The organism is Nostoc sp. (genome assembly GCF_036919575.1).
In the GTDB taxonomy this organism is placed as follows: Bacteria; Cyanobacteriota; Cyanobacteriia; order Cyanobacteriales; family Nostocaceae; genus Nostoc.
Genome location: NZ_JBALBY010000083.1, coordinates 75,313 through 97,842 on the forward strand (window position 1 = coordinate 75,313; position 22,530 = coordinate 97,842).

15 protein-coding genes and 1 pseudogene are annotated in these 22,530 nt (G+C 42.3%); 8 read left to right on the forward strand and 8 right to left on the reverse strand.

The genetic code is table 11. The features are described from left to right. Window positions 1-1,045: 1,045 nt before the first annotated feature. A complete protein-coding gene (locus V7K27_RS21910; protein WP_334950199.1) occupies window positions 1,046-1,621 on the reverse strand; it encodes a TIGR04376 family protein in 576 nt (191 codons plus the stop codon). 79 nt (window positions 1,622-1,700) lie between these two features. Beyond that, window positions 1,701-2,847 (reverse strand): annotated as a pseudogene (locus tag V7K27_RS21915) (RNA-guided endonuclease InsQ/TnpB family protein). A 390-nt stretch (window positions 2,848-3,237) separates the two neighbouring features. On the opposite strand from V7K27_RS21915, the gene V7K27_RS21920 reads away from it, so the two are divergent. Beyond that, window positions 3,238-4,782 (forward strand): DUF3131 domain-containing protein, encoded by a 1,545-nt coding sequence (locus V7K27_RS21920; RefSeq protein WP_334950183.1) that lies wholly within the window; start codon window positions 3,238-3,240, stop codon window positions 4,780-4,782. 191 nt (window positions 4,783-4,973) lie between these two features. On the opposite strand, the gene V7K27_RS21925 is transcribed toward V7K27_RS21920, so the two are convergent. Further along, window positions 4,974-6,545: a glucosaminidase domain-containing protein gene (locus tag V7K27_RS21925; protein ID WP_334950184.1), complete on the reverse strand. Its 1,572-nt coding sequence runs from the start codon at window positions 6,543-6,545 to the stop codon at window positions 4,974-4,976. Between the two features lie 877 nt (window positions 6,546-7,422). Here V7K27_RS21925 and V7K27_RS21930 point away from each other — a divergent pair. Beyond that, entirely contained in the window at window positions 7,423-8,400 is a 978-nt protein-coding gene (locus tag V7K27_RS21930) for a bestrophin family protein (RefSeq protein ID WP_334950185.1), read from the forward strand. 6 nt (window positions 8,401-8,406) lie between these two features. On the opposite strand, the gene V7K27_RS21935 is transcribed toward V7K27_RS21930, so the two are convergent. Then, window positions 8,407-9,636, reverse strand: a complete 1,230-nt coding sequence (locus V7K27_RS21935) for an RNA-guided endonuclease InsQ/TnpB family protein (RefSeq protein WP_334950186.1) — start codon at window positions 9,634-9,636, stop codon at window positions 8,407-8,409. Window positions 9,637-9,989: 353 nt separating this feature from the next. Here V7K27_RS21935 and rsmI point away from each other — a divergent pair, with 353 nt between their 5' ends. The 3 genes from rsmI to V7K27_RS21950 all read left to right on the forward strand — a co-directional run bounded on the left by rsmI (window position 9,990) and on the right by V7K27_RS21950 (window position 12,151). Next, window positions 9,990-10,850 carry a 16S rRNA (cytidine(1402)-2'-O)-methyltransferase gene (rsmI, locus tag V7K27_RS21940; RefSeq protein WP_334950187.1) on the forward strand — a complete coding sequence of 287 codons (861 nt, stop codon included), beginning with the start codon at window positions 9,990-9,992 and terminating at the stop codon, window positions 10,848-10,850. A gap of 251 nt (window positions 10,851-11,101) precedes the next feature. Next, window positions 11,102-11,386, forward strand: coding sequence for a hypothetical protein (locus V7K27_RS21945; RefSeq protein ID WP_334950188.1), 285 nt, complete (start codon window positions 11,102-11,104; stop codon window positions 11,384-11,386). 18 nt (window positions 11,387-11,404) lie between these two features. Further along, window positions 11,405-12,151, forward strand: a complete 747-nt coding sequence (locus V7K27_RS21950) for a glucose 1-dehydrogenase (protein ID WP_334950189.1) — start codon at window positions 11,405-11,407, stop codon at window positions 12,149-12,151. A gap of 65 nt (window positions 12,152-12,216) precedes the next feature. Here the strand turns inward: V7K27_RS21950 and V7K27_RS21955 are convergent, their stop codons facing one another. The 3 genes from V7K27_RS21955 to glyS form a co-directional block, all read right to left on the reverse strand. Next, the gene (locus tag V7K27_RS21955) at window positions 12,217-12,357 is read right to left on the reverse strand and encodes a hypothetical protein (protein ID WP_334950190.1); all 141 of its coding nucleotides are present in this window, start codon (window positions 12,355-12,357) and stop codon (window positions 12,217-12,219) included. Window positions 12,358-12,490: 133 nt separating this feature from the next. Continuing rightward, the gene (gene murD, locus V7K27_RS21960; protein WP_442947638.1) at window positions 12,491-14,101 is read right to left on the reverse strand and encodes a UDP-N-acetylmuramoyl-L-alanine--D-glutamate ligase; all 1,611 of its coding nucleotides are present in this window, start codon (window positions 14,099-14,101) and stop codon (window positions 12,491-12,493) included. A gap of 84 nt (window positions 14,102-14,185) precedes the next feature. Then, window positions 14,186-16,339: a glycine--tRNA ligase subunit beta gene (gene glyS / locus V7K27_RS21965; RefSeq protein WP_334950191.1), complete on the reverse strand. Its 2,154-nt coding sequence runs from the start codon at window positions 16,337-16,339 to the stop codon at window positions 14,186-14,188. Between the two features lie 296 nt (window positions 16,340-16,635). Here glyS and V7K27_RS21970 point away from each other — a divergent pair, with 296 nt between their 5' ends. Together V7K27_RS21970 and V7K27_RS21975 are read left to right on the forward strand one after the other, a co-directional pair. Then, window positions 16,636-17,226, forward strand: a complete 591-nt coding sequence (locus V7K27_RS21970; RefSeq protein ID WP_334950192.1) for a PEP-CTERM sorting domain-containing protein — start codon at window positions 16,636-16,638, stop codon at window positions 17,224-17,226. Between the two features lie 646 nt (window positions 17,227-17,872). After that, window positions 17,873-19,162 carry a glycosyltransferase family 4 protein gene (locus V7K27_RS21975; RefSeq protein WP_334950193.1) on the forward strand — a complete coding sequence of 430 codons (1,290 nt, stop codon included), beginning with the start codon at window positions 17,873-17,875 and terminating at the stop codon, window positions 19,160-19,162. Window positions 19,163-20,248: 1,086 nt separating this feature from the next. On the opposite strand, the gene V7K27_RS21980 is transcribed toward V7K27_RS21975, so the two are convergent. Further along, window positions 20,249-20,377 carry a hypothetical protein gene (locus V7K27_RS21980; RefSeq protein ID WP_334950194.1) on the reverse strand — a complete coding sequence of 43 codons (129 nt, stop codon included), beginning with the start codon at window positions 20,375-20,377 and terminating at the stop codon, window positions 20,249-20,251. A 61-nt stretch (window positions 20,378-20,438) separates the two neighbouring features. On the opposite strand from V7K27_RS21980, the gene V7K27_RS21985 reads away from it, so the two are divergent. Beyond that, window positions 20,439-22,076 carry an efflux RND transporter periplasmic adaptor subunit gene (locus tag V7K27_RS21985; protein ID WP_334950195.1) on the forward strand — a complete coding sequence of 546 codons (1,638 nt, stop codon included), beginning with the start codon at window positions 20,439-20,441 and terminating at the stop codon, window positions 22,074-22,076. Window positions 22,077-22,530 lie beyond the last annotated feature (454 nt).

Genomic DNA, 22,530 nt, shown 5'->3' on the forward strand with positions numbered 1-22,530 from the left:
TTCTCTCTGCCTCAGTTCTCATGGAAAACATCTGGGAAATACTGCGGCAATAACACCAAAAAAGTGAATTTAATTCTACTTACTCTTTGATTACTACAATATTTTTTATATCTTCTCCTCGTTAACGGTTAATCAAAAAAACTTAGGTATTATTACGATGTGTTAGCAGTAGTACAAAGAAGAGGTAAAACTTGGCTTTACTAAACTTTATCAGAAAAATAAATCCTGATTAGCAAATTAAATACAATTTCCAGAATTTAGTTGATTGATGATTGTATTTAAGTATAAATATCTCAAACTTTTAATACTAAATAAATCGCCTAAATTGTGATTAGCAATACAGATATAGCAGTCTGCGTTGATTTGTGTTCGCGCAGCGTGGCATAGCCATAATTATTTGCGTAGACAGGGAGTAGAGACGCGATTAATCGCGTCTCTACTAGGGAGTGGGGAAGAAGCCTTTTCGGGGTGTACTGATTTTTTTCAAAAATCAAATACGAGTCCTATAATAATTTAAGAAGACAGGAGGTAGGAGGAGGAAACTCCAAGGCAGGGCTATTGCGTTCTATACAGAAACCGCCCAGAAATGAAGTTCCTCTCTTATAGCTAAAGTCTGTTAAGAGGATGTTTGAAAAGTCCTGTTGTCGGTATCAAAAGTTTTAGATCCCTCTAAATCTCCCGATAAATTGGGAGACTTTGATTCCGGTTCCCCCTTTTTTAAGGGGGGTTAGGGGGGATCTAAAAGTGCCTAAAGTCACAGCGAAAAACTTTTCAAACAACCTCTAAAACGGACTATAATCTTTTCTCACTCGTCTAAAGACGAATGAGTGCTATTAGACTCAGAATGAATTCTGAGGCGGACTAGATGAAAATGAAATAGCCCTGACTCCAAGGGATTCGGCCTCTCCTGATTTAGAGCCACTGAACTCTCGTTCAGTGGGGGTTTTAAACCACAAGTTCGCTAGTATGGTTTACCCCACATCGGCATCGCGGCAGTTCTTGATTCTGACTTCTGACTTCTGAATTCTGACTTCTGAATTCTTCTTCATTTCCCCAGATTCCGCTTCATTTGTTCTAACTCATCTTGGGTTTCCCAGCGCTGAAACTTTTCTTCTAAGTCATCAAACCCACCAGAATAAGTGCTAGTTTGATTCGACCAGCCATTTGTTTCCAAACGCTGCTGAGTTTGGGCTTTAGCACGGGCTGTCTGTGCTTCGGCTGCTTTGGCTTGCACCTCTTGTCGGCGCTGCTGAATTTTTCGCAGTAGTTCCTGAGATTGGTTAATGCGTTCTTTCAACCCTTGCATCTGTCCCCAGCGCTGATTTCCTTCCCGCAATAGGGCTGCTTCTCGCTCACCCGCAGCAGTCGCTAAATCCTCTCTGCCAGCGTTTTCGGCTTTTTGAACCCGGATATGCCAACGCTGAATTTCTTGAGCGGTGGAGAGAATTTCTTCTTGCGATCGCTTCTCTTGTACTTGTAAATCTGCGATCAGCTTTAATGTGTCTTCTTCTTGCTCACGCAGCTGTTCTAGCAGCGCCTCTAACTCCAAATGGGGATTGTTACGCAAGAATTCTTCTAAACGATTTTCTAAAAACCGACTCAAATCATCAAATAAGCCCACTGCTAGAACTCCAGAGATCGGGTGCGTGACTATTTTATTTTGACATACTCCCCGCCCTGTAAGGGCAGGGATTCTGAGGTCAAACAGCAATTGCAGTTTCATACCGACTTACACCACCTAACTCAACAGTCGATGCCCCAACTGCTTGAATGTTTTTAGCGGCGTTTTCATCACGTCCATTAACTGATTGACAAGACGGACAACGCCACTCTCTGACCGACAATTCTATTCTGTCTAAAACGTGTCCACAGTTAGAACAAGTTTTACTGCTGGGATACCACCTATTAATAAATACAACAAGTTTGTTTTTCTTTTTGGCAATCCATTCCAGTATTTGTAGAAATTCACCAAAAGCCAAATCTGATATCTTTCTTCCCCAAAGACGTTGCATCCCTTTGAGGCTTAGGGTTTCAAAACACAGCACATCAAACCTGTCAGTTAACTCATGGGCTAATTTCCACGCGCCATCGCGTCTTTTGTTAGAAATATCTTCGTATCTACGTACCAGATTCTTTCTAGCTCTTTCACGATTAGCCGAACCTTTTAACTTTTTGGAGTGATGTCTACTGGCTTTTTTTATCAGGGTTAGCGACTGTTTGAAAAATTGGGGAGACTCAATTGTTGTCCCATCTGAGCAAGTGAGAAATGCTTTCAGACCAAAGTCAAAGCCAGCAATTTTACTTGTCTTAACTTCAAATTCTGGTTCAGCGCAATTGTCAACAACCACAACCATAAACAACTCACCCAACGGTGTGCGCTTAATGGTTAGTGTTTTGACTGTTCCTTCTATCTCTCTAGACTTCCAAAACTGATAAACACGACTACCAATTTTTATTCTGTTGCCACCCAAAAACTTATAACCCGCTTGCTTGAGGGTGAATGATTTGTATTTTTTTACTTTCTTAAATCCTGGTGGTCTAGCTCCTTTCTTATTGTGCTTAAAAAACAATTGGTAGGCTTTCTCTATGCGTTGACAGATATCCTGTACCGCCTGAGAACCTACGGATTGCCAAAAATCTTTACGCTTCCTCAATTTAGCAATATGAGACTGTTCGCGTAGCGTGGCGATAGCCAAGTTTTGCACAACTTAAATGCTTCCCCCATATTCGGTAGTAGCGTTTATGGAGAGCAATACAATGGTTATAAATCACCCCAGATGCATTGATAATTCGCTTGAGGTATCTATTCCGTTTGTGTTGATAGAGCTTAAACTTCAGTGTTTTCATATTACCCATGATACCATGAATGGGTAGCCATTGGATAGCAATATGAAAGACAGGCTGAGTATACGGTTTGACCCTGAAAGGCTTGAAAAATTAAGAAGAGTTGCCAAACAGAAACGCAAGACGATGACTCAGTTGATTGAAGACTGGATTGATAGACTACAGGAAGAAAAGCCGCTCCTTTAGGACGCGGCTTTAAACCCATTAATTCCGGTAAATAATTATCGTCGTGGGCGGAATGTAAATTTTAACAAAACAGAATTCAGGAGTCAGAATTCAGGAGTCAGAATTCAGGTGAACTTCTGGGTGTTAGTTAGATATGAAAGTTGGGAAGAATGTATTTGGTGAAATTACGCAAGCAACAGTGATTTACAGATGAGGCTTTAAGAAAGCATGAGTTCTGATTTTCAACCGCCGCCTAAGAGCTTGTCTATACTAGCTTCTGTAGGAGGAGTAGTTACGGCTGCGATCGCAATCGCAATTTTAAATGTTTGGTCTAAGCAACTTTCCCAGACTTCTATAAAAAAACCGGAAATATCAGCATCCCAAACTGCTTCACGGCAGTTGCTACAACCAAAGAAACCCCAACGCCCTGTCTCTGGTGCTAAAAAAGCTGAAATAATTGCCAGCCTGGATGCGAAATCTGTAGTTTTCCCAGGTAAACCCATTCCTAAGAAGCAACTAACAGTAGCGATAATTCCCTATCTTGCTCCTGGAGTTGGAAAACTGACCCCTGAGGAAACAACAACTGCTCGTCTGGCTTGGTCATATTTCCAGCGCAACTGGAACGATAAAACTGGCTTGGTGAATTCCGTTGATGGCTTTACCTCTGTAAGTATGTGGGATCAGACAGCTGCGATCGCAGCTTTGGTCAGTGCTAGAGAACTCAATATCGTGCCTGCGGCTGAATTTGAAGCCAAAATGAGCAAAATGTTGAAAACACTGGCATCTATGCCCTTATACAAAGGCGAACTACCTAACAAGGTCTACAATGCAAAAACCCTTGTACCCGTTAATTATGGTCAACTAGAAAAACGCGAAGAAATTGGTTGGTCAGCCATCGATTTGGGAAGGATGGCAATCTGGCTGAAGATTGTCGGGGCAAAGTATCCACAAATGCGATCGCCAACGACAGCAGTTTGGAAACATTGGCAAGTCAAGCGTCTGACTAAAAATGGCCAAATGTACGGTACTGCCGTGATCAAAGGCAAAGAACAGTATAACCAAGAAGGTCGCTTGGGCTATGAGAATTATGCTGCCTATGGTCTGAAGCTTTGGGGCTTGGATGTTAAGCAAGCCTTAGATTATCAGTCCCATGCTGCCTTTGTTAATCTTTACGGACAGGGAATTCCTTACGATCGCCGCGACTATAAAAACTCTGGAGCTAATAACTACGTTCTTAGCGAACCCTATATTTTAGATGGCATCGAAACTGGGTTTCAAGCTTTGCCTAAAACTTATGCTGATCGGATTTTAGCTGCTCAAGTAGCGCGTTATCAAGCCACAAAGCAATTAACTGCCGTCACCGAAGACAACTTAGATCGCCCTCCATACTTTGTTTACAGCAGCTTGTTTGTCAACGGAAAACCTTGGGCAACCATTACAGATACCCGACAACAGCACAACGATTTGCGATTTTTGAGTACCAAAGCTGCGATCGGCTGGCATGTGCTTTATAACACTGCTTATACTCGCCAGTTATTTGATTTTGTCCAAGCTAATCTCAAGTCAAAAGATGGCTGGTACAATGGCTTTTATGAGTCTTTGCATCAACCGAATAAAACTCTCACGGCCAATAATAATGGTGTGATTTTAGAAAGCTTGCTGTATAAGCAAGTTGGACAGCCGCTCACGGTTTGGGCAAGAGTCAGGAGCCAGAAGTTAACTAAGAAGGCTATCAGAACACCGCAAGTTACAGCTAAGATTCTTAGGCAATGAAAAAACTGGTCTTGCATAATAAGCTAATCGGCATTGAAGCTGCATAGTTAGGGCGCTCATGTTGCCCACCCCACAAGATATTTAGAAAATTGCAATATGCTTTCTTAGATGTGTTTTAGCTTAGAGGGATGAATTGAGGTGATCTACTAGGGACTCTCTTGGCGAGTCATTCTGCTAAAATCGGGCTTCGTCTAGCTTTTTATTGGTGGGTTAATTTCAAAGTGAATATGATGATCGTGACCAATCATCGGGGTACAAAGCCCCTCTTTAATTAGCTTTTTATCGTTGAAGAAAACCGCCCCCGTCTGTACCAGCTTTTGTTTGCGAATAGAGTTGAGAATAGCTCGCGTAGTCTCTTGATCATATTCAGAACTCGACCAAAAAATGCCGCCAAAATCGCCATTATTTTTGGGCAAAAAAACATCGCACATCATCCCAGTTTCATGTCCATGATGGTCGGGAGTATCGCCTCCATGAGGAAGGCTAACATCATTAATTGCAAATAAGGCAGCTTTCGGATGAGTCTTGCGATAACTATTTTGATAGTCTTGGGCAATTTCTTTGATCACATCAGCTAACCAGTGTGTCCCATAATCGTGGTTATCTTGGATTTCTGCTAGTTCACCGTTAATCAAACCATTGTCAGGGTCGCTGTTTGGCATTAATACCCAGCGTGGGGCGTTAGCTGCTTGCAACCATCGATGAGTCATTTCACTAACATCAACTCGACCATCACCATTAACAGTACTGCGACCTGCAATGATTGACTGAAATAGTTTAATTGCGTCAAATAGTCCTCTGTCCCTGTCTGCACTTTTAGGATCGCCTACCCATGTGTAGCCTAGTTCATGCAATCGCGCTTTAATTGCCTTCACGTCATCAGCTTTATTTACTGCGCCAATTCCCACACTACCACTGAGTTTAATTACTTTCGCTCCTGATAAACTGGATGCTGTAGGTTGTTGAGTCTTCTCATCATCCTGATGATCGTAAGGAACAATCACTTTAATCTGGAGCTTGAGAGTTTGATCAGCGATCGCAATTATCATCCGGCGATCGCCTTCTTGTTTAAAGACGAAATCAAATTTCCACTTGCCATCTTCTCTGATTGGTACATTGGGGGCTGGAAATTTATCATCAATCATTACCGACAAAACTTTACCACTATCGGCTAAACGTGCTATACCTTCAATTCTGACACTTTGCCCTACTTCCACTTCTTGAGTTGCACGAATTAGCTGAAGTTTTTCCACTAATGTGGGAATGACAACTCTCTCTGCATTAGCCAGCAATTTCTGAGCTTCTGGAAGCAAGTTTACAACTTTACTGACATAGTTAGGATCAGTTGAATAGCCTTTACCTTTCAGAAAGCCAAGGAAGTTTTCTGGCGTATTTGTATGTTCTTCTAAGCCTTTATAAGGAGAACGAGTTAAAAACTTCCAATAACCAATAATAAAAGCATTAACATCTGCGAATTTACAGAACTCAACTTCTTCTGGCTCGGAAGGAACTTTCATTTTCAAAGGCTCGGCAAACCCCTTCATCTCAGGCTCTCGCCATTTCAATCCAGCAAAATTATTAGCATTCACAGCCAGATAACTTTCGCCTCTAGCAGATTCTAGCAACCACTGAGCGAGATTAACTTCTTTTAAAATCTGCCGATTTATCTCAGAAATTTTCTCAGCTTCAATGCCAACTTTGATAAAGATTACTGCTAAATCTTGATGAAGATAATTATTAACCAAATCATCTAGTAATGACATCACTTTGTCCTCTGAAAAAGTCTTGGAATAGGAATTTTAAAATCTGCTGAGATTCCCGACTTATCTCAGAAGCTGGGAATCTTGTTGTTGACAAATGATTTAGATAGAGTTAACCTGTTGCTCCTGTATCTGGAGGGCAATTGTGTCCGGGAGCATCTCAATGAGTGTAAAAAGCCTTGTAAAACCTCACCCCAACCCTCTCCTTGGTAAGGAGAGGGAGCAAGAATCCAATACTGCGTAGGTTTTGAGTCGATCCCCCCAACCCCCCTTAAAAAGGGGGGCTAAAAATGCCTTATTTTTCCCCCAATTTATCGGGGGACTAAGGGGGATCTCAAATGACTATGCACCAAAAACCGAGCAGTATTGAGCAAGAATCTTCTTTCTCATTTGGTAATTTGCTTTCACTGAGATGCTCCCATTGTGTCCAATATCAATCCCAAATTTCATAGAGTTGATTTCCTTTTTATAGCTTGAGAGATAAGCGTTATCTAATTACACTGTATTAATTATTAACCCAAATGCGTAGGTGTAGCCCGTGCTAGACATCGCTCTGTCGGTAAGAAAAACTGAGTATTTACGGTAAATAAATCTAAATTTTGGCTAATTATCTTATAAATCGGGAAATACCACGAAGTTTAACCAATATAAGCAGAAAATCAAGTTAATGGTAAAGAATGGGAAGATAGTCATGAATTTTCCTACCTAAAGAGGATTCACATAAAGAAATTTTAATGTTAACGTTACAATTTATGTTGATTATAGTTGCACGAAAGTCGCTATCTGGAAACCTACATCTTGTATATATCTGGTTTCAGCAAGATAACTTTAGCTAAAAAAGCTAGTTTCCTAATTGATGTAATCGTCAAATCTTACCAATATGAAACGACCTAACTATTTTCAAAATAATTCCAAAAACTCTTTAATAGAAAAGTATCACCTTTACAAAGGCGAAAAATTGAACTGGCTTCAAGTAACTCTTCGGCTTGAAAGGTCAATTCTTTCTCTGATTTTTCCTTGGGTACTTTTTTGTACTGCCTATGGAGTTTTAATATCGGTTTTATATCATTTAGGAGTACCAATAGCATTTTCAAATCCTAACAGTATTGTTACTAATGCTGTTTTAAGTTTTAATATTGGTTTTACATTACTATTAGTTTTTCGGACGAATACAGCCCATGATAGATTTTGGGAAGGTCGTCAACTATGGGGATCTTTAGTTAATACATCTCGGAACTTAACTAGGGGAATTTGGATAATAGTTAAAGAGAAGACACCGCAAGATAGACTACAAAAAGAAGCAATAGTTCGGTTAGTAACTGCTTTTGCAGTTGCAATGAAGTTACATCTAAGATCGGCACCTTTAGACACTCAGTTAGCATCCTTAATGTCTGAAGAACAATATTTACAACTCCAAAATACTAATCATCCCGCGCTACAAATTGCTTACTGGATAGGAGATTATTTACAGGATCAGCATGACCAGAATTCTCTAAATGTCTATCAACTGACGACTCTACATAACTGCGTAGATGATTTAGTTGATATTTTAGGTGGTTGTGAACGCATTTTAAAAACGCCACTGCCTTTGATATATACTATTAAACTCAGACAACTGTTATTAATTTTTTGTCTGATATTACCTTTGGAAATTGTGAGCTTTTTGAATTGGTGGACTGGTATAGTAATGGCTTTTGTAAGTTTTACATTATTAAGTATTGAACAAATTGGCTCAGAAATCGAAGAACCTTTCGGGTTTGATCCCAATGACTTACCTTTAAATGCGATTTGCAATACAATCTCAAATAATGTTGAAGAATTAATCAGACTTGCTTCTAACAGTGTTCGTTCGTCGTGACATCTTTTACACCGACCGAAGCGGTTCGGTGTAGGCTTCCAAGACAATCCGGCTATCGCTTAGGAGACTCTTGGCTTTAAGAACGGAATGCCCTACCGCTCTATTTTTTATATTTATCGCTGCATTGTGATCACGATCAAGACTACACCCACAATTAGAGCATCTGTGCCATCTTTCATGCAGCTTCTTAGGTACTTTTACACCACAACTAGAACAATCTTGACTTGTACCGGACGCAATAACTTGGATAACTAACAAACCAGCATTTTCGGCTTTGTTTGTCAGTATCGACAGAAAGCTTGACCATCCAGCATCGAGTATAGATTTAGCTAATCGGGTTCGTGCAAGTCCTTTTACGTTCAAATCTTCTACTGCTATAACATCATATTTTTTCAATAGATTGTTAGCAGTTTTGAAATGAAAGTCTTTTCTTTTGTTAGCAACTTTCTTGTGTTGCGTAGCTAGCTTTTTAATCGCTTTTTGTCTACCAATACTCCCATTCTTTCTACGAGATACCTGTTTTTGAATAACTCGCAAACGTTTCTGAGCCTTGCGATAATACTGCCCAATTGTGACTACTTCGTTATCGGAAGTAGTCAAGAATTCTTTTAAGCCAACATCAATACCAGCTATAGAATCAGAATCAAAGTCAGGCTTAATGGTTGGAACAGTTTTATCTTCCAAGCTAAGAGTCACATAATACCCGTCAGCTTTTTTGGTGACAGAGCAAGTCTTTATCTTGAAAGAGTCGGGGATTGTGCGGTGTTGTATCAGCTTGACTTTCCCAAACTTCGGAAGGGTTATCAAACCCTTGTCAATACAATCGCTTTTAACAGTGGGATAAGTGAAAGTTTTGTACTGATTAGCTCCCTTGAACCTTGGTTTTCCGCTTCGTTTTCCGTTGCAATCTCCTTTTAGAAATCTGTCAAAGGCTAACTCTACACGCTTGGCTGCATTTTGCAATACTTGAGAATGCAATTCTTTGTACCAGGGGCGGTCTTTTTTCAGTTGAGGTAATGAATCTTGCTGACTATTGTAACTAGGGTTGTTTCGCAACTCTGGTAGATGACAAACAACTAAAGAACAAGAATTGATTGAGCATCGGTTCTCTTCGTACCAGCGAAATCTGTCGGCCAACAAATAATTATATTGGCAACGAAGCATATCCAGCCATTTATCAAATTGTGCTGCTTGCTGTTTTGTTGGACGTAATTTGTACTGGTACGAAGTTCTCATTTGTTTCCCCTCCTAATATTAGGATAACATGAATGTGTGGCTACTGGGTGGACAAAATGAAAGAATGCAGAATAAGTTTGCGAGTATCGACACGAAGGATGAATAAATTCCGAAACTATGCAGCGAATCAGGACAAGACATTGACTCAACTGATAGAAGAATATATCGACTCGTTACCAAATACCATGATTGGCAATTCGTCATCGACCAACGTTTCTGAATTAACTTAAAGGTTATCGTCGATTGTTGGTCAATTCCTCATTGCCCACCTTATATCCCGCCACTGATTCTGGGTACAGAATTCAGATGGGGGACTTACGGTGGAATAGTTAAATCCCAAAATTGTGTGACTCATGCAAACCGATCCAAAACCAGGAACACTTTACGTTGTCGGCACACCAATTGGCAACCTGGAAGATATGACTTTTCGAGCGGTGCGAATTTTGCAGACTGTTGATATCATTGCTGCGGAAGACACGCGTCACACAGGGAAACTGCTACAGCATTTTCAAGTTAAGACACCCCAGGTGAGTTACCACGAACATAATCGTACCAGCCGCATTCCAGAATTATTAGAGCATTTAGTTAACGATAAAGCGATCGCTCTTGTGAGTGATGCTGGAATGCCAGGAATTTCCGATCCGGGATATGAACTGGTGAAAGCCTGTATTGAGGCGGGAATTCCCGTAGTTCCCATTCCTGGCGCTAGTGCCGCAATTACTGCATTGAGTGCAGCTGGACTACCAACGGATCGGTTTGTTTTTGAAGGCTTTCTCCCATCTAAAACTCAACAGAGACAACAACATTTAGAATCTCTGCAAACAGAATCTCGCACATTGATTTTCTATGAATCGCCCCACCGCTTGCGAGATACTTTGCAAGACTTAGCTCTTGTTTGGGGAAGCGATCGCCAAATTGTGCTAGGACGGGAGTTAACTAAATTGTATGAGGAATTTTGGCGGGGGACAATTGCCGAAGCGATCGCTCACTACAGCCAACGAGAACCCCAAGGTGAATACACACTAGTAGTAGCGGGAATTCCAGCCAGTCAGCCCCAACTGACAGAAGAGGAATTGAAAGCCGAATTGAAACAGTTAATTAGTCAGGGAATATCGCGATCGCAAGCTAGTCGTCAGTTAGCAAAATTTACTTTCCTTCCCCGTCGTCAACTCTATCAACTAGCTCTTTCTATAGTCCTCACTCCTGAGTCTTGAACCGCTACTACCTGCCGAAGTAGAATTTTCCGCATCTAGAATTTCTCTTCAATACCTTCCTTCGCCAAAAAAAGAGTGAGGATATTAACAAAGTATGTGTTTTGTTTAATTCCCAGCAAGACAGGCAGCAAGTTTTGATGTCTAAGCTAAATCCCCTATGCATTACTTACAGCTAGCTATTTTCAGGTAAATAGACCACGCGGTAAGGGCACAGCAATGCTGTGCCCTTACGACAGATATGGTTCAAATACATGAAAACGGCTGTAATATTGATTTTTTACGTTGTAAAAAATCGATTCCAGATGTATGACGAATCGCCAGTATTTTCTGGTAAGATACTTAAAGTCTTGACCATCAATGCCAGAAGCGAAAACCAAGCGGTGGAGGTATATGTTGCAAGAGAAAGATTTGGGTCTTGGGAACCAGGACTCCTGACAAGAGGAGGGAATGTCAGACTTTCTGGTACTACGGAGTTCTGGAGGCTATTCCCGATCAATTGGGAAGCTGCGTCGTGTTACGGCGGAGTAGTTCACTAATTTGAGGATATTAAGACTATGAGCAAGCTTACAGGTAAGGTAGCAGTCGTTACAGGTGCATCTAAGGGCATCGGTGCTGCGATCGCCAAATCACTCGCCGCCGAAGGCGCGGCCGTCGTCGTCAACTACGCTTCCAGCAAATCTGGTGCAGATAAAACGGTCAGTGAGATCACCTCAGCCGGTGGCAAGGCTGTCGCCGTGGGTGGTGATGTCTCCAAGGCTGCTGAGGCACAGGGCATCATTGACGCCGCCATCAAGCACTACGGACATCTCGATATCCTCGTCAACAACTCTGGCGTCTACGAGTTCGCTCCGATCGAGGACATCACCGAAGACCAGTTCCATAAGATATTCAACATCAACGTACTCGGTCTTCTGCTGATAACGCAGGCAGCCGTCAAGCACCTCGGCGAAGGTGCCAGCATCATCAACATCGGCTCTGGTGTCAGCCGTATTACACCTCCAAACAGCGCGGTTTATAGCGGCACCAAGGGCGCTGTTGATGCCATCACGGGTGTACTCGCAAGGGAACTCGGACCGAGGCAGATCCGCGTTAACTCTCTTAACCCCGGCATCGTCGAAACCGAGGGATCAGTAAGTGCTGGCTACATCGGCTCTGACTTCGAGAAGGCATTCATTGCTCAGACACCGCTTGGTCGCACGGGACGACCCGGAGACATTGCCTCCATTGCCGTTTTCCTGGCATCAGACGATGCTGGCTGGCTCACCGGCGAACAACTGCTCGCTACCGGAGGCCAGCGCTAATCCATACCGACTCCCACTCGACTTCTCAAACCACGCACCGATCGCTGGAAAAGACCAGTCCTATGTCATCGCTGCCATCCTGGAAAACCTGGAGCCGCACGATCGCCAGATCTACCCGCTCTACGGTCTAGTCGAGATGAACTACAACGAGATCGCCGACGCGATTTCACAGACACTCGGCATTCCCGTGCGGTATTGGTAAACATTGCTCTTGTGTTATCGAACAGCAATATTGGCGCCAGTCGTCAAAATTCAGTTGGGTATTCTGTACGAAAAAGCGGATGAATAATCGGAGTTTTTGCACCCCCACAAAACTAGAATTTTTGGTGGTGCAACAATTCAGTCGTGGTCACTGAGCGCGGTCGTTGTGCGAGTCCCAATCCCCGACTGATTGATTCTGACTCCTGAATTCTGACTTCTGAATTCTTCTTCAAATTTCCAGTCTTTCTGCCAAGCAAGGCACAACTGACGGAAGCGATCGCCCCGCACCTCAAAATTCGGGTACTGGTCGAAACTCGCACAAGCCGGAGATAGCAACACCACAGCCGCTTGATACTGCTTGGCTAATTCTGCTGCTCTAGGGACTGCCCTTTCCATAGTTTCCACAATTTCGTAAGAATAATACCCTACCTCTTGGAGACGTTTAGCAAATGCGGGTGCAGCAGAGCCAATCAATAACACAGCAGCAGCTTGGGAGTGAATTTTTGCTAGCCAGCCAGTATCATCGCCTGCTTTGGCTTCTCCACCAGCAATTAAAATCGCTGGACTTTTCACAGATGCTAAACCAACTTCGGCAGCATCATAATTGGTAGCTTTGCTGTCGTTAATGAAATCAATACCTTCCCAAGTGCAGATATGTTCCAAACGATGGGCAACGCCGGGGAATTCAAGAATAGCACGCGCGATCGCATCACGATTAATTCCCGCTAATCGTGCTGTTGCTACTGCCATCAAGAGATTTTGTTGGTTATGTTCTCCCACCATCCGCAAAGTAGATACTTTCACAATCGGTTCTGGTGTACAGGTTGCAGTCAATTTTTCCACAACCCAGTCGTCTTCGATGTAAAAGCCTTTTTCACTAATCAGAAAATCTTTTCCTTTCACACTTGTCCAATAAGCATCAGGCCAATTACTTAAACCTTGCTGCCTCAAGAAAGCATCATCGCCATTGAACACTTGCAATTCGGACTGACGTAATAACTTAGCTTTAATGTTGTAATAGTTCTCTAAAGTCTGATGGCGACTAAGGTGATCTGGTGTGAAAGTCGTCCAAACACCAATACGGGGAGCAAGAGAGCTTGAAGATTCTATTTGATAACTGCTAACTTCGGCAATTACCCAATCGAGTAAAGAGGATGAGGGGGATGAGGAGGATGAGGAGGATAATGAAGTAAAATTTTCGCCCTTGTCTCCCCCATCTCCCTCATCTCCCTTATCTCCCTCATCTCCCTTATCTCCCTTATCTCCCTTATCTCCCTCATCTCCCCTCCCCACCTGAGATAGGGCAACATCACAAGCGGCGTAGCCAATATTACCGCAGGCGGGTGCATTTAATTCTGCTGCTTGGAAAATGGCAGCAATTAAAGCTGTGGTAGTTGTTTTGCCGTTAGTGCCAGTAATTCCTACCCAAGGTAGCGAGCGCAAATTTCGCCAAGCGAGTTCCATTTCCCCAATGGTTTCAATACCTAATTGGCGTGCCTCAACTAATACGGGAATATCCCAAGGTACGCCCGGACTAACTACTATTAATTGCGGTAAATTAGCACCATTCAATTCTAGGGATTGGCCTAGTTTAACGGTTATTTGCTCGGCAGCGAGTTCTTGTTGTTGTTGCAGGAGGGTTTCGGAGGTGTTGCGGTCGTTCAGCTCTACCTCCCAACCTTCCCGTTTCAACAATCTCGCCGCAGCAACACCGGACTTTCCCAATCCAATCACAGAAGCTCTAGGCATAGATTGCAGCAGAGTGTCCCTGGTTAAGCAGTCCCTATATTAGCGTTTATTGGCAAAAATTACACAGGTTTTTGTTAACCTACGCTACAGATTTTTGACGATCGCCCCAAAATCAGCTAAAACACGGGCATGATTGCGAACTAGTCCCAGTAAGTGTAATCGATTACGCTTGATTTCTGGATCGGAGTCCATAACTAAAACGCTATCTGGTCCATCAAAGAAGTTACTAACTGTCGGAGCAATTTTTGTTAGTGCTGCTACTAATAGTTGATAATTTCGTGTCTGCTGTGCTGCTTGAGTTTGGGGTACTGATTCGATTAGGGCATTATACAAAGCGACTTCAGAGGACTTTTGGAATAGTTCTTGACGTACTACGGTTGTTGGTTCTAGCTGTTTTGTATCCAAATCACCTTGGGCGGCTAATCGTGTGGAACGGTTAACAGTTTCGTAGATGTTATCTAAGGTACCGTCGTTGCGAATTTGTTGTAAGTATAAGGCGCGATCGCGTACATCCAATAAATCCTTTAACGTCCGTTCTGTGTATTCTGGGTCATTTTCTCCCAAAACTGCATTTACCAAATCGTAATCAATCTGCTTTTCTTCTTGCAGTAAGGTGCGGATACGTTGCAAGAAAAACTCTTGTAATGCTGCGGTTAATGCTGCCTGATCTTTGTGATATTTTGTTGCAAAATCTGTTGCTATTTGCGTCAATAAATCATCTAAATTTATCGGCAAATTATCAAACCAAACAATTTTAACTACAGCATTAGCAGCACGTCGCAAGGCAAAAGGATCGGAGGAGCCAGAGGGAATTAAACCTAAACCAAAGATACTCACCAAAGTATCTAATCTATCTGCCAAACCGACAATTTGACCCGTGAGTGTTTCGGGTAAATTGTCACCGGCTCCCGTTGGCAAATAATGTTGAAAAATAGCTTTTGCTACTTCGGGATCTTCACCACTGGCTAAGGCATATTTTTCTCCCATAATGCCTTGTAATTCGGGGAATTCGTACACCATTTGAGTTACCAAATCTGCTTTACATAATAAAGCAGCACGTTGGATTCTTTGGCTTTGATTTTCCTCTAATTCTAATTGGCGGCTAATTTGTTCGGCAATCTTAACTATTCTATCGACCTTGGCACGCACCGAACCTAATTCTTCTTGGAAAGTGACTTTTTCTAACTGGGGTAAAAAGCTATCTATTGGCTTAGTTAAATCAGCTTCATAGAAAAATCTCCCATCAGCTAATCTGGCACGAATTACCCTTTCATTACCGACAGCAACAATATCTGATTTCTTCGGATCAGCGTTAGAAATGGTGATGAAATTGGGCAATAATTCTTGCTCAAAACTACCTGTTTTAAATACAGGGAAATAACGTTGATGAGTAACCATAACTTCAGTAATTACCTCAGTTGGTAATTCCAAAAATTCTGGTTCAAATTTGCCGACAACTGTGGAAGGATATTCTACAAGGTTGGTTACTTCCGCTAACAAATCGGGATAAATTACTGTATACCCGCCTAAATTACCTGCTACTGCATTTACTTGCTTTTTGATCAGATTTGCCCGTTCTTCTGGGTCAACGGTGACATAAGCAGACTTGAGGGCGGTAACATAATCAGTAGCTTGGGCAATTGTCACAGGTTTAGGATGCAAAACACGATGACCTTGAGAAATGCGATCGCTGTTAATCGTTTTAGAACCATTCACTAATTCTAGAGGTAGCACCGTCTGATCTAACAAAGCTACCAGCCAACGAATTGGTCGGGAAAACCTCGCATCCCCATTTCCCCAACGCATCAACCGCTTACCTTCCAAACCCCAAATCCACTGGGGAACAAGTTCTGTCAAAATTTCCGCCACAGGACGACCGGGAATTCTTTTTTGCACAAATACAAATTCCCCTTTGTCAGTGGGGCGAAGAAACAGCGCATCTATTTCCACGCCTTGCTTTTTGGCAAAGCCTGCGGCGGCGGCTGTCGGCTGACCATCTTTAAAGGCGGCTTGGGCGGGTGGGCCTTTAATTTCTTCTTCTCGGTCTGGTTGCTGAGATGGTAGACCTTTAATTACTACCGCCAGCCGCCGGGGAGTACCGTACACTTGGACACTTTCGCCTTTGAGACTGTTTGCTTCCAGGCTTTGGGGAATGCGCTTTTGCCATTGCACTAAAGCATCACTGAGAAAACTTGCAGGTAATTCTTCTGTACCAACTTCTAATAAAAACCCAGGCATAGGATACTGTTTTCAACTTTGCGTAGCTCAACTTTATCAGTTATTATCTAGCGATCGCTCGTGATTTTTAGTCAGCCTTGCCAGATACATCTTTATGAATAAAGTCGAGCTGAGGTTTGTTAGATAGATTTGACATTTTATCTAAAACTTCACAAAAAAGTGTTTCTCTTCATTGATTTTTTACAGTTACTTCCGTAGTTTAATGCAGTATTTACTTATACATATTTCTATCATAAAGTTAGTCTTGTTTATAGATTGATATCTGCATGGCATCAATCAACTTTGGAGTGATCACAATGACAAATATTTTCGCCAAAATTGCGACGATCGCAGCAACTAGTACAGTTGTTAGTGTAGCGATCGCTGCGGGTGCTAACAACCCAGCCCAAGCTGTTGATTTAAACTTTAACTGGCTAGGTAATGCTGGTTATTCAGCAGTAGGTTCATTCAGCTACGACGAGGCTACAGCACCGACAATTATTTCAGAAAGTGGTAGTGGAGCAACCAAATTTTTACAATCCTTGAATGTCTCCTTCTTAGACCCATCTAAAAATCTTCTGGGAACCTATAACACCGTTGCTGGTGGGGTGTCACAATCTCAGTACTTCAATTTCAACTTTGATACTTCCAGTCAGAAATTGTTTGGCCCCTTTGATATAGCAGGAGGAACAGGTGTAATTGGAGAATATTTCCTCCAAGGAAAGATTGGCGACTCTTTGGCATTACGTCAGGATCTCAATCAAAAGGGAACGTCAATAACACTAGATCAGAATTCTGGCTCTATTCAGGTATCCAAAGTCCCTGAACCTGCTTCTATCTTGGGTTTACTGGCATTTGGGATGTTGGGTTTAGGTTCAACTTTGAAAAAAAAGCAAGCCTCTTGCTAGAAAGTAGGGCTTCCTAGTCAGAGGTTGCCAAATTTAGTTTAATGAATCTCTATTCTAGCCCCAATAGTTCACTGAACTGGTGAGCTGATCGTTCAACCATATCAGTTTGCGATCGCTCGAATACTTATTGACAAAAAGTATTCGAGCGATCGCAATCATCGGACTTACGCACTGTACAAATTAATCATGTATGCATTTTTTCCCAAAATAGGTTGTTTCAGTAATAATATTCAATACAATACTAATGACTCGGTTAAAAATACTTCATGTGCCACTTTACAAGCTGGAATGTAGGTTTGATACACGAGATGAAATATAATGCTACAATCTCCTAAGTGTAAATTTAAGCATTACATTCCCTTTTAAATTAGTGAAAACTTATCAGGCGTATGATAAGAAACTTAAATCAATTACCAATTATCAGTATTCACTGATAATTGGTAATTGATAACTAATAATTAATAACTAATAACTATTAAAATCCACCGATAAAAGTCTTAAACAGTCTTGCTTGCAATTGTGATTTAAAAAATCATCACCTGCTCACAACCTAAATTAAACAATAAAAGTAGAGCGCCTACTGAAATTAGCAGTAAATCCGCTCATTTCAGGCTGTATTCACAAAATTTATAATTATAAATAGCTCATGCACATTCTGATCTATTCCTACAACTATCATCCAGAGCCGATTGGAATTGCTCCCTTAATGACTGAATTGGCAGAAGGACTAGTAAAGCGAGGTCATCAAGTACGGGTGATTACCGGAATGCCCAACTATCCTCAGCGTGAGATTTACGATGGATATCGGGGTAAATGGTACGTTACTGAACAAAAAAATGGCGTAACCATTCAACGAAGTTACCTGCGGATTCAGTCTAAACCCAACCTCGTGGATCGGCTTTTATTGGAGTTGAGCTTTGTTTTCACGAGCTTACCTCAAGCCTTCAAAGGCAGACGTCCCGATGTGATTATCTTAACAATTCCACCTCTACTAGCTACATTACCAGCAACAATATTTGGTTGGTTATACAACTGCCCAGTAGTTCTGAATGTGCAAGATATTCTCCCAGAAGCTGCCGTGAATATTGGGCTATTGAAAAATAAGTGGATGATCCGAACTCTTGCAGCCCTAGAGAAATTTGCATATCGGACTGCACACACTATTAGTGTGATCACCGATGGGTTTCGTGAGAATTTAGTGAATAAGGGAGTACCTGTTAATAAAATCGTTTGTATTCCCAATTGGGTGAATGTAAATTTCATCCGCCCTTTACCGAAAGAGGGCAACTCCTGGATATCTAGCCATCAACTGGATGGGAAATTTGTAGTACTTTATTCGGGTAACATTGCTCTAACCCAAGGTTTAGAGACAGTAATAGACGCAGCAGTTTGCTTACGTCAGATTAGGGAGATTGTTTTTGTGATTGTTGGCGAATCAATAGCATTGCAGAGGTTGCAGGAATATTGTCTATTAAATGGAGCCGATAATGTTTTGCTGCTACCGTTGCAGCCGCGAGAAAACATACCCGAAATGCTAGCAGCATCTGATGTCGGGCTAATTGTGCAAAAGCGCAATGTGATTTCGTTCAATATGCCTTCAAAAATACCACTGCTGTTGGCGAGTGGTCGCCCGATTGTGGGTTCAGTTCCCGCCACTGGTACTGCTGCTAAAGCAATCGAACTCAGTGGTGGTGGGATAATTGTTGAGCCAGAATCACCCGATGCAATGGCCTCTGCGGTGTATGATTTATATGCTAATCCGGCTCTAGGAGCGAAGCTAGGTAAGACAGGAAGACAGTTTGCCGAAGAAAACTATTCCTTAGAGCAAGCACTTGATCGGTATGAGTGGCTGTTTTCTAATATTGTTGCTAACCGAAAATCAACTGTGGGTATTTTAGCAAAATTGGATTCTAAAAAATCAGTTGTCGATGGTTGAAGGGCATGGGGCATATAACAATTCAAAATTCAAAATTCAAAATTCAAACATTTTAGATATTTCAGACGTTCGCGTAGCGTCTCGTAGAGAAGAGAAGTGCCTTGCGGGGGTGGAGGAGTTTGTGGCAACTTCGGGGGATTTAGCGAGAAACGCGGTCTTGGGCAAAGCCCCAAGTGGAGCGATTTCTCAAGACAAACCCCGACTGAAATGGGTGCTTTCTGTAGATTGCAGGTTCTTAAACCCTTTAATTTACGATAACAAAACCCTAATTAGGATAAATTAAATCACCCAAATGGGTGATTTAAAAATCAACCGATTGGGTGAACTAAGTGTAGGAAGTTGAGACTGCTCAAAAATAGGATTCTAGAAAACACTGATTGATGATTGCACGTAGTTTTTTGTGAGGATAACTTGATGAAACTCGCAACCTTGATTAATAAAGCAGTTCTCGTACTCTGCGGGTACTCTGTTGGACAACTCGTAGAGTAGCGCGTAGGTGTCTATGGATGCAACACATGGTAGAGGTACAGCAATGCTCATTGGTGTCAACTTAAGCCAAAACCCTTTTAAAACCTCATTTCCAGCAAGAAGCTGGAAATGCACCTCATTGGGCTGCTACCGCAAGTTTTGAGGCAGCAGCCCTCTCGGAATGCATTCCCAGTCGGAGACTCTTAACGAGGCGAACGAGGCGACATAAGCCTTTGGGCTTTACAAGCGTGCCATTCCTCCAGAGACTTTTCTTCCCTAAGATCACTATTCACTACCACTTAAGAACGATAAACTCATGTGTTATATGAATATTTTGTTCTATGTGGTTATAATGCAAGCAAGCACTTACATCTGCAAGCAAGCGCTTGCAAACGCTCATGGAAAACTTAGGATCAAGGACGGCACAAACTTGTCCCCGCTTGATAAAGTCAGCAACTAAGGTGTTTGCAACGCAGGATGCAGCAGGTTCAGTTGATTCCTTTGTAACAACAAGATGAACCGTGCTTTCTCTCGGAGCTAAGGCACTGGGTTTATACTGACTAAAAATGTTTTATAAATTACAATAAAAAAATTGATTGGAGTTAAGTAATGTACAAGTTAACCATCAGGTGGTAAAAGATATTTGTGCGTTTTAGGTGCTAGACATTGTGAGCGATCGCCCAAATACCCAAATACCCAAACATATTTGTCACCAACATAGAGAAAAAAGGCTAAAAAACTATTCAAACAATGCTTTTTTAGCGAAAAAGTAGATTGCCCAAGTTTAAATCCACAAAACGAAAAAACGATGACCCATTCTGAGTTCCCTGACTCTCGCGTTCCCGTTGAAATAGAACAGCCTAGTGTTACTGATTCTAGTCAAGAGTTGCAACCATTGCCACAGCGATCGCCTAAGTCACCTCGAAAGCGGCGTTGGCCTTTGGTGTTAGGAATCTTTCTGTTAATTGCAGGTGTTGGTTTAGGTTGGCGCTGGTGGCAAACTAGTCATGCTAACAATGCACAATCGGCTGCTGGAGCTGCGGCTCCTCAACGCGCAGTTTCGGTCAAGCTAGCAACTGTGAAAACTGAAACTGTGCAGGATAGTTCGGTGTTTATTGGCTCCTTAGAAGCACCACTTTCTGTACCAATCAAGCCGCAGGTTGGAGGGCGAATTACCCAGATTTACATCAAAGAGGGCACCCGTGTTCAACAAGGGCAAGTCATTCTTAGCCTACAAATTGATGATGCCCAAGCCCTGCTACGAGAAAAACAAGCAGCACTAGAACAAGCACAGGCAAATCTTGCCGAACTCAAAGCCGGGACTCGAAGAGAAATAGTTTTCCAAGCCAAAGCCCAGCTAGATCAAGCCCAAGCAAAATATCAAGACGCCGTATCTGGATCGCTACCACAGCAAATTCAACAGGCTGAAGCTCAAGTTAATTCCGCCCAATCCGATCTAGTGTTAGCACAAGCACGAGCAACGCGATACCAACAATTAACAAAAGAAGGGGCAACTTCCAAAGATACCCTAGATGAATACGTCAAAAACAAAAGTAGTGCTGAAGCGGCGCTGGTTGCAGCCCAGAAAAATTTAGAGCAACTCCGCAAAAGCAGAACTGCTAATATCCAGCAGCTAGGTGCTGCCTTAGAACAACAGAAACAATTCTATAGGCAGCAGGTGAACGGCAACCGCCCCGAAGATATTGCCCAAGGGCGATCGCAAGTCAGCCAAGCCGCCGCTCAAGTCCAGTCGGCTCAAGTCCAACTACAATACACAAAAGTCCTAGCTCCTTTCACAGGTATTGTTGGTGATATCCCAGTCAGAGTCGGACAGTATGTCGGACAAGGGGATCAGTTGACCACATTGACCAAAAACGACTCTTTAGAGCTGAATATATCCATTCCACTAAATCAAGCCAGACAGTTGCGCGTGGGATTACCTGTGCAAATGTTGGATGCCCAAGGCCAACCCACAGCAACGGGTAAGGTGAGTTTTATCTCCCCAAATGCCAGTTCAGATTCGCAGACAGTTTTGGTGAAAGCCAACTTTGGCAATTTGAGAAATCGACTGCGTAATCTTCAGTCAGTGCAAACCAAAGTAATCTGGAATGAACGTCCAGGAATCTTAATTCCAGTTACAGCAATAACTCGCTTGGGTGGGGAGACTTTTGTGTTTGTAGCTGAAGCGCCGCAGGAAAAGCCTAAATCTGAAGCACCGCAGGAAAAGCCTAAAGCTGAAGCACCCGCACAAAACCCTAAAACTGGAGCGCCATCTTTAGTAGCTCAACAAAAGCCGGTGAAATTGGGAGTGATTGAGGGCAATAATTATCAAGTTATCGAAGGACTAAAAGCTGGGGACAAAATTGTTGTTTCCGGTATTCTCAGCCTCACCAATGGCGCTCCCATCACTCCTGCACCTGATGAAGCGGCTAGTCCGAAACCTTGACCTAGCGATTTTAGATTTTAGATTTTAGATTTTAGATTGTTTCGGTTCATGCCCCGCCCGAAGTCAAGCGGAATAAATTCAAAATCCAAAATCTTCAAGCCTTGTCCCCTTGTGGGCGAGGTTAATCCAAAATCGCTTTCTCCAAAATCCAAAATGTTTACGTGCGACTACAGAAGCGATCGCTAAAGAAATACAGCAGAATTCAGAATTCAGGGGTCAGAATTCAGAAGTAAAACAGCTTTTACACAAGGGTTTGAGACTTTGGTTGTGTACCTCACTTTCCTTGAAATGCGCTGTATTATAGGACTTACGCATTGACAAGAAATACCAAATACGAATAAGGTTAAAAACCATATCTTTCGTAGGGGCACAGCAATGCTCATTGGTGTCAACTTAAGCAAAAAGTCAGCATAAGATGTAATCTAAGAACATTGCAATTGATGTTCTTAGTGAT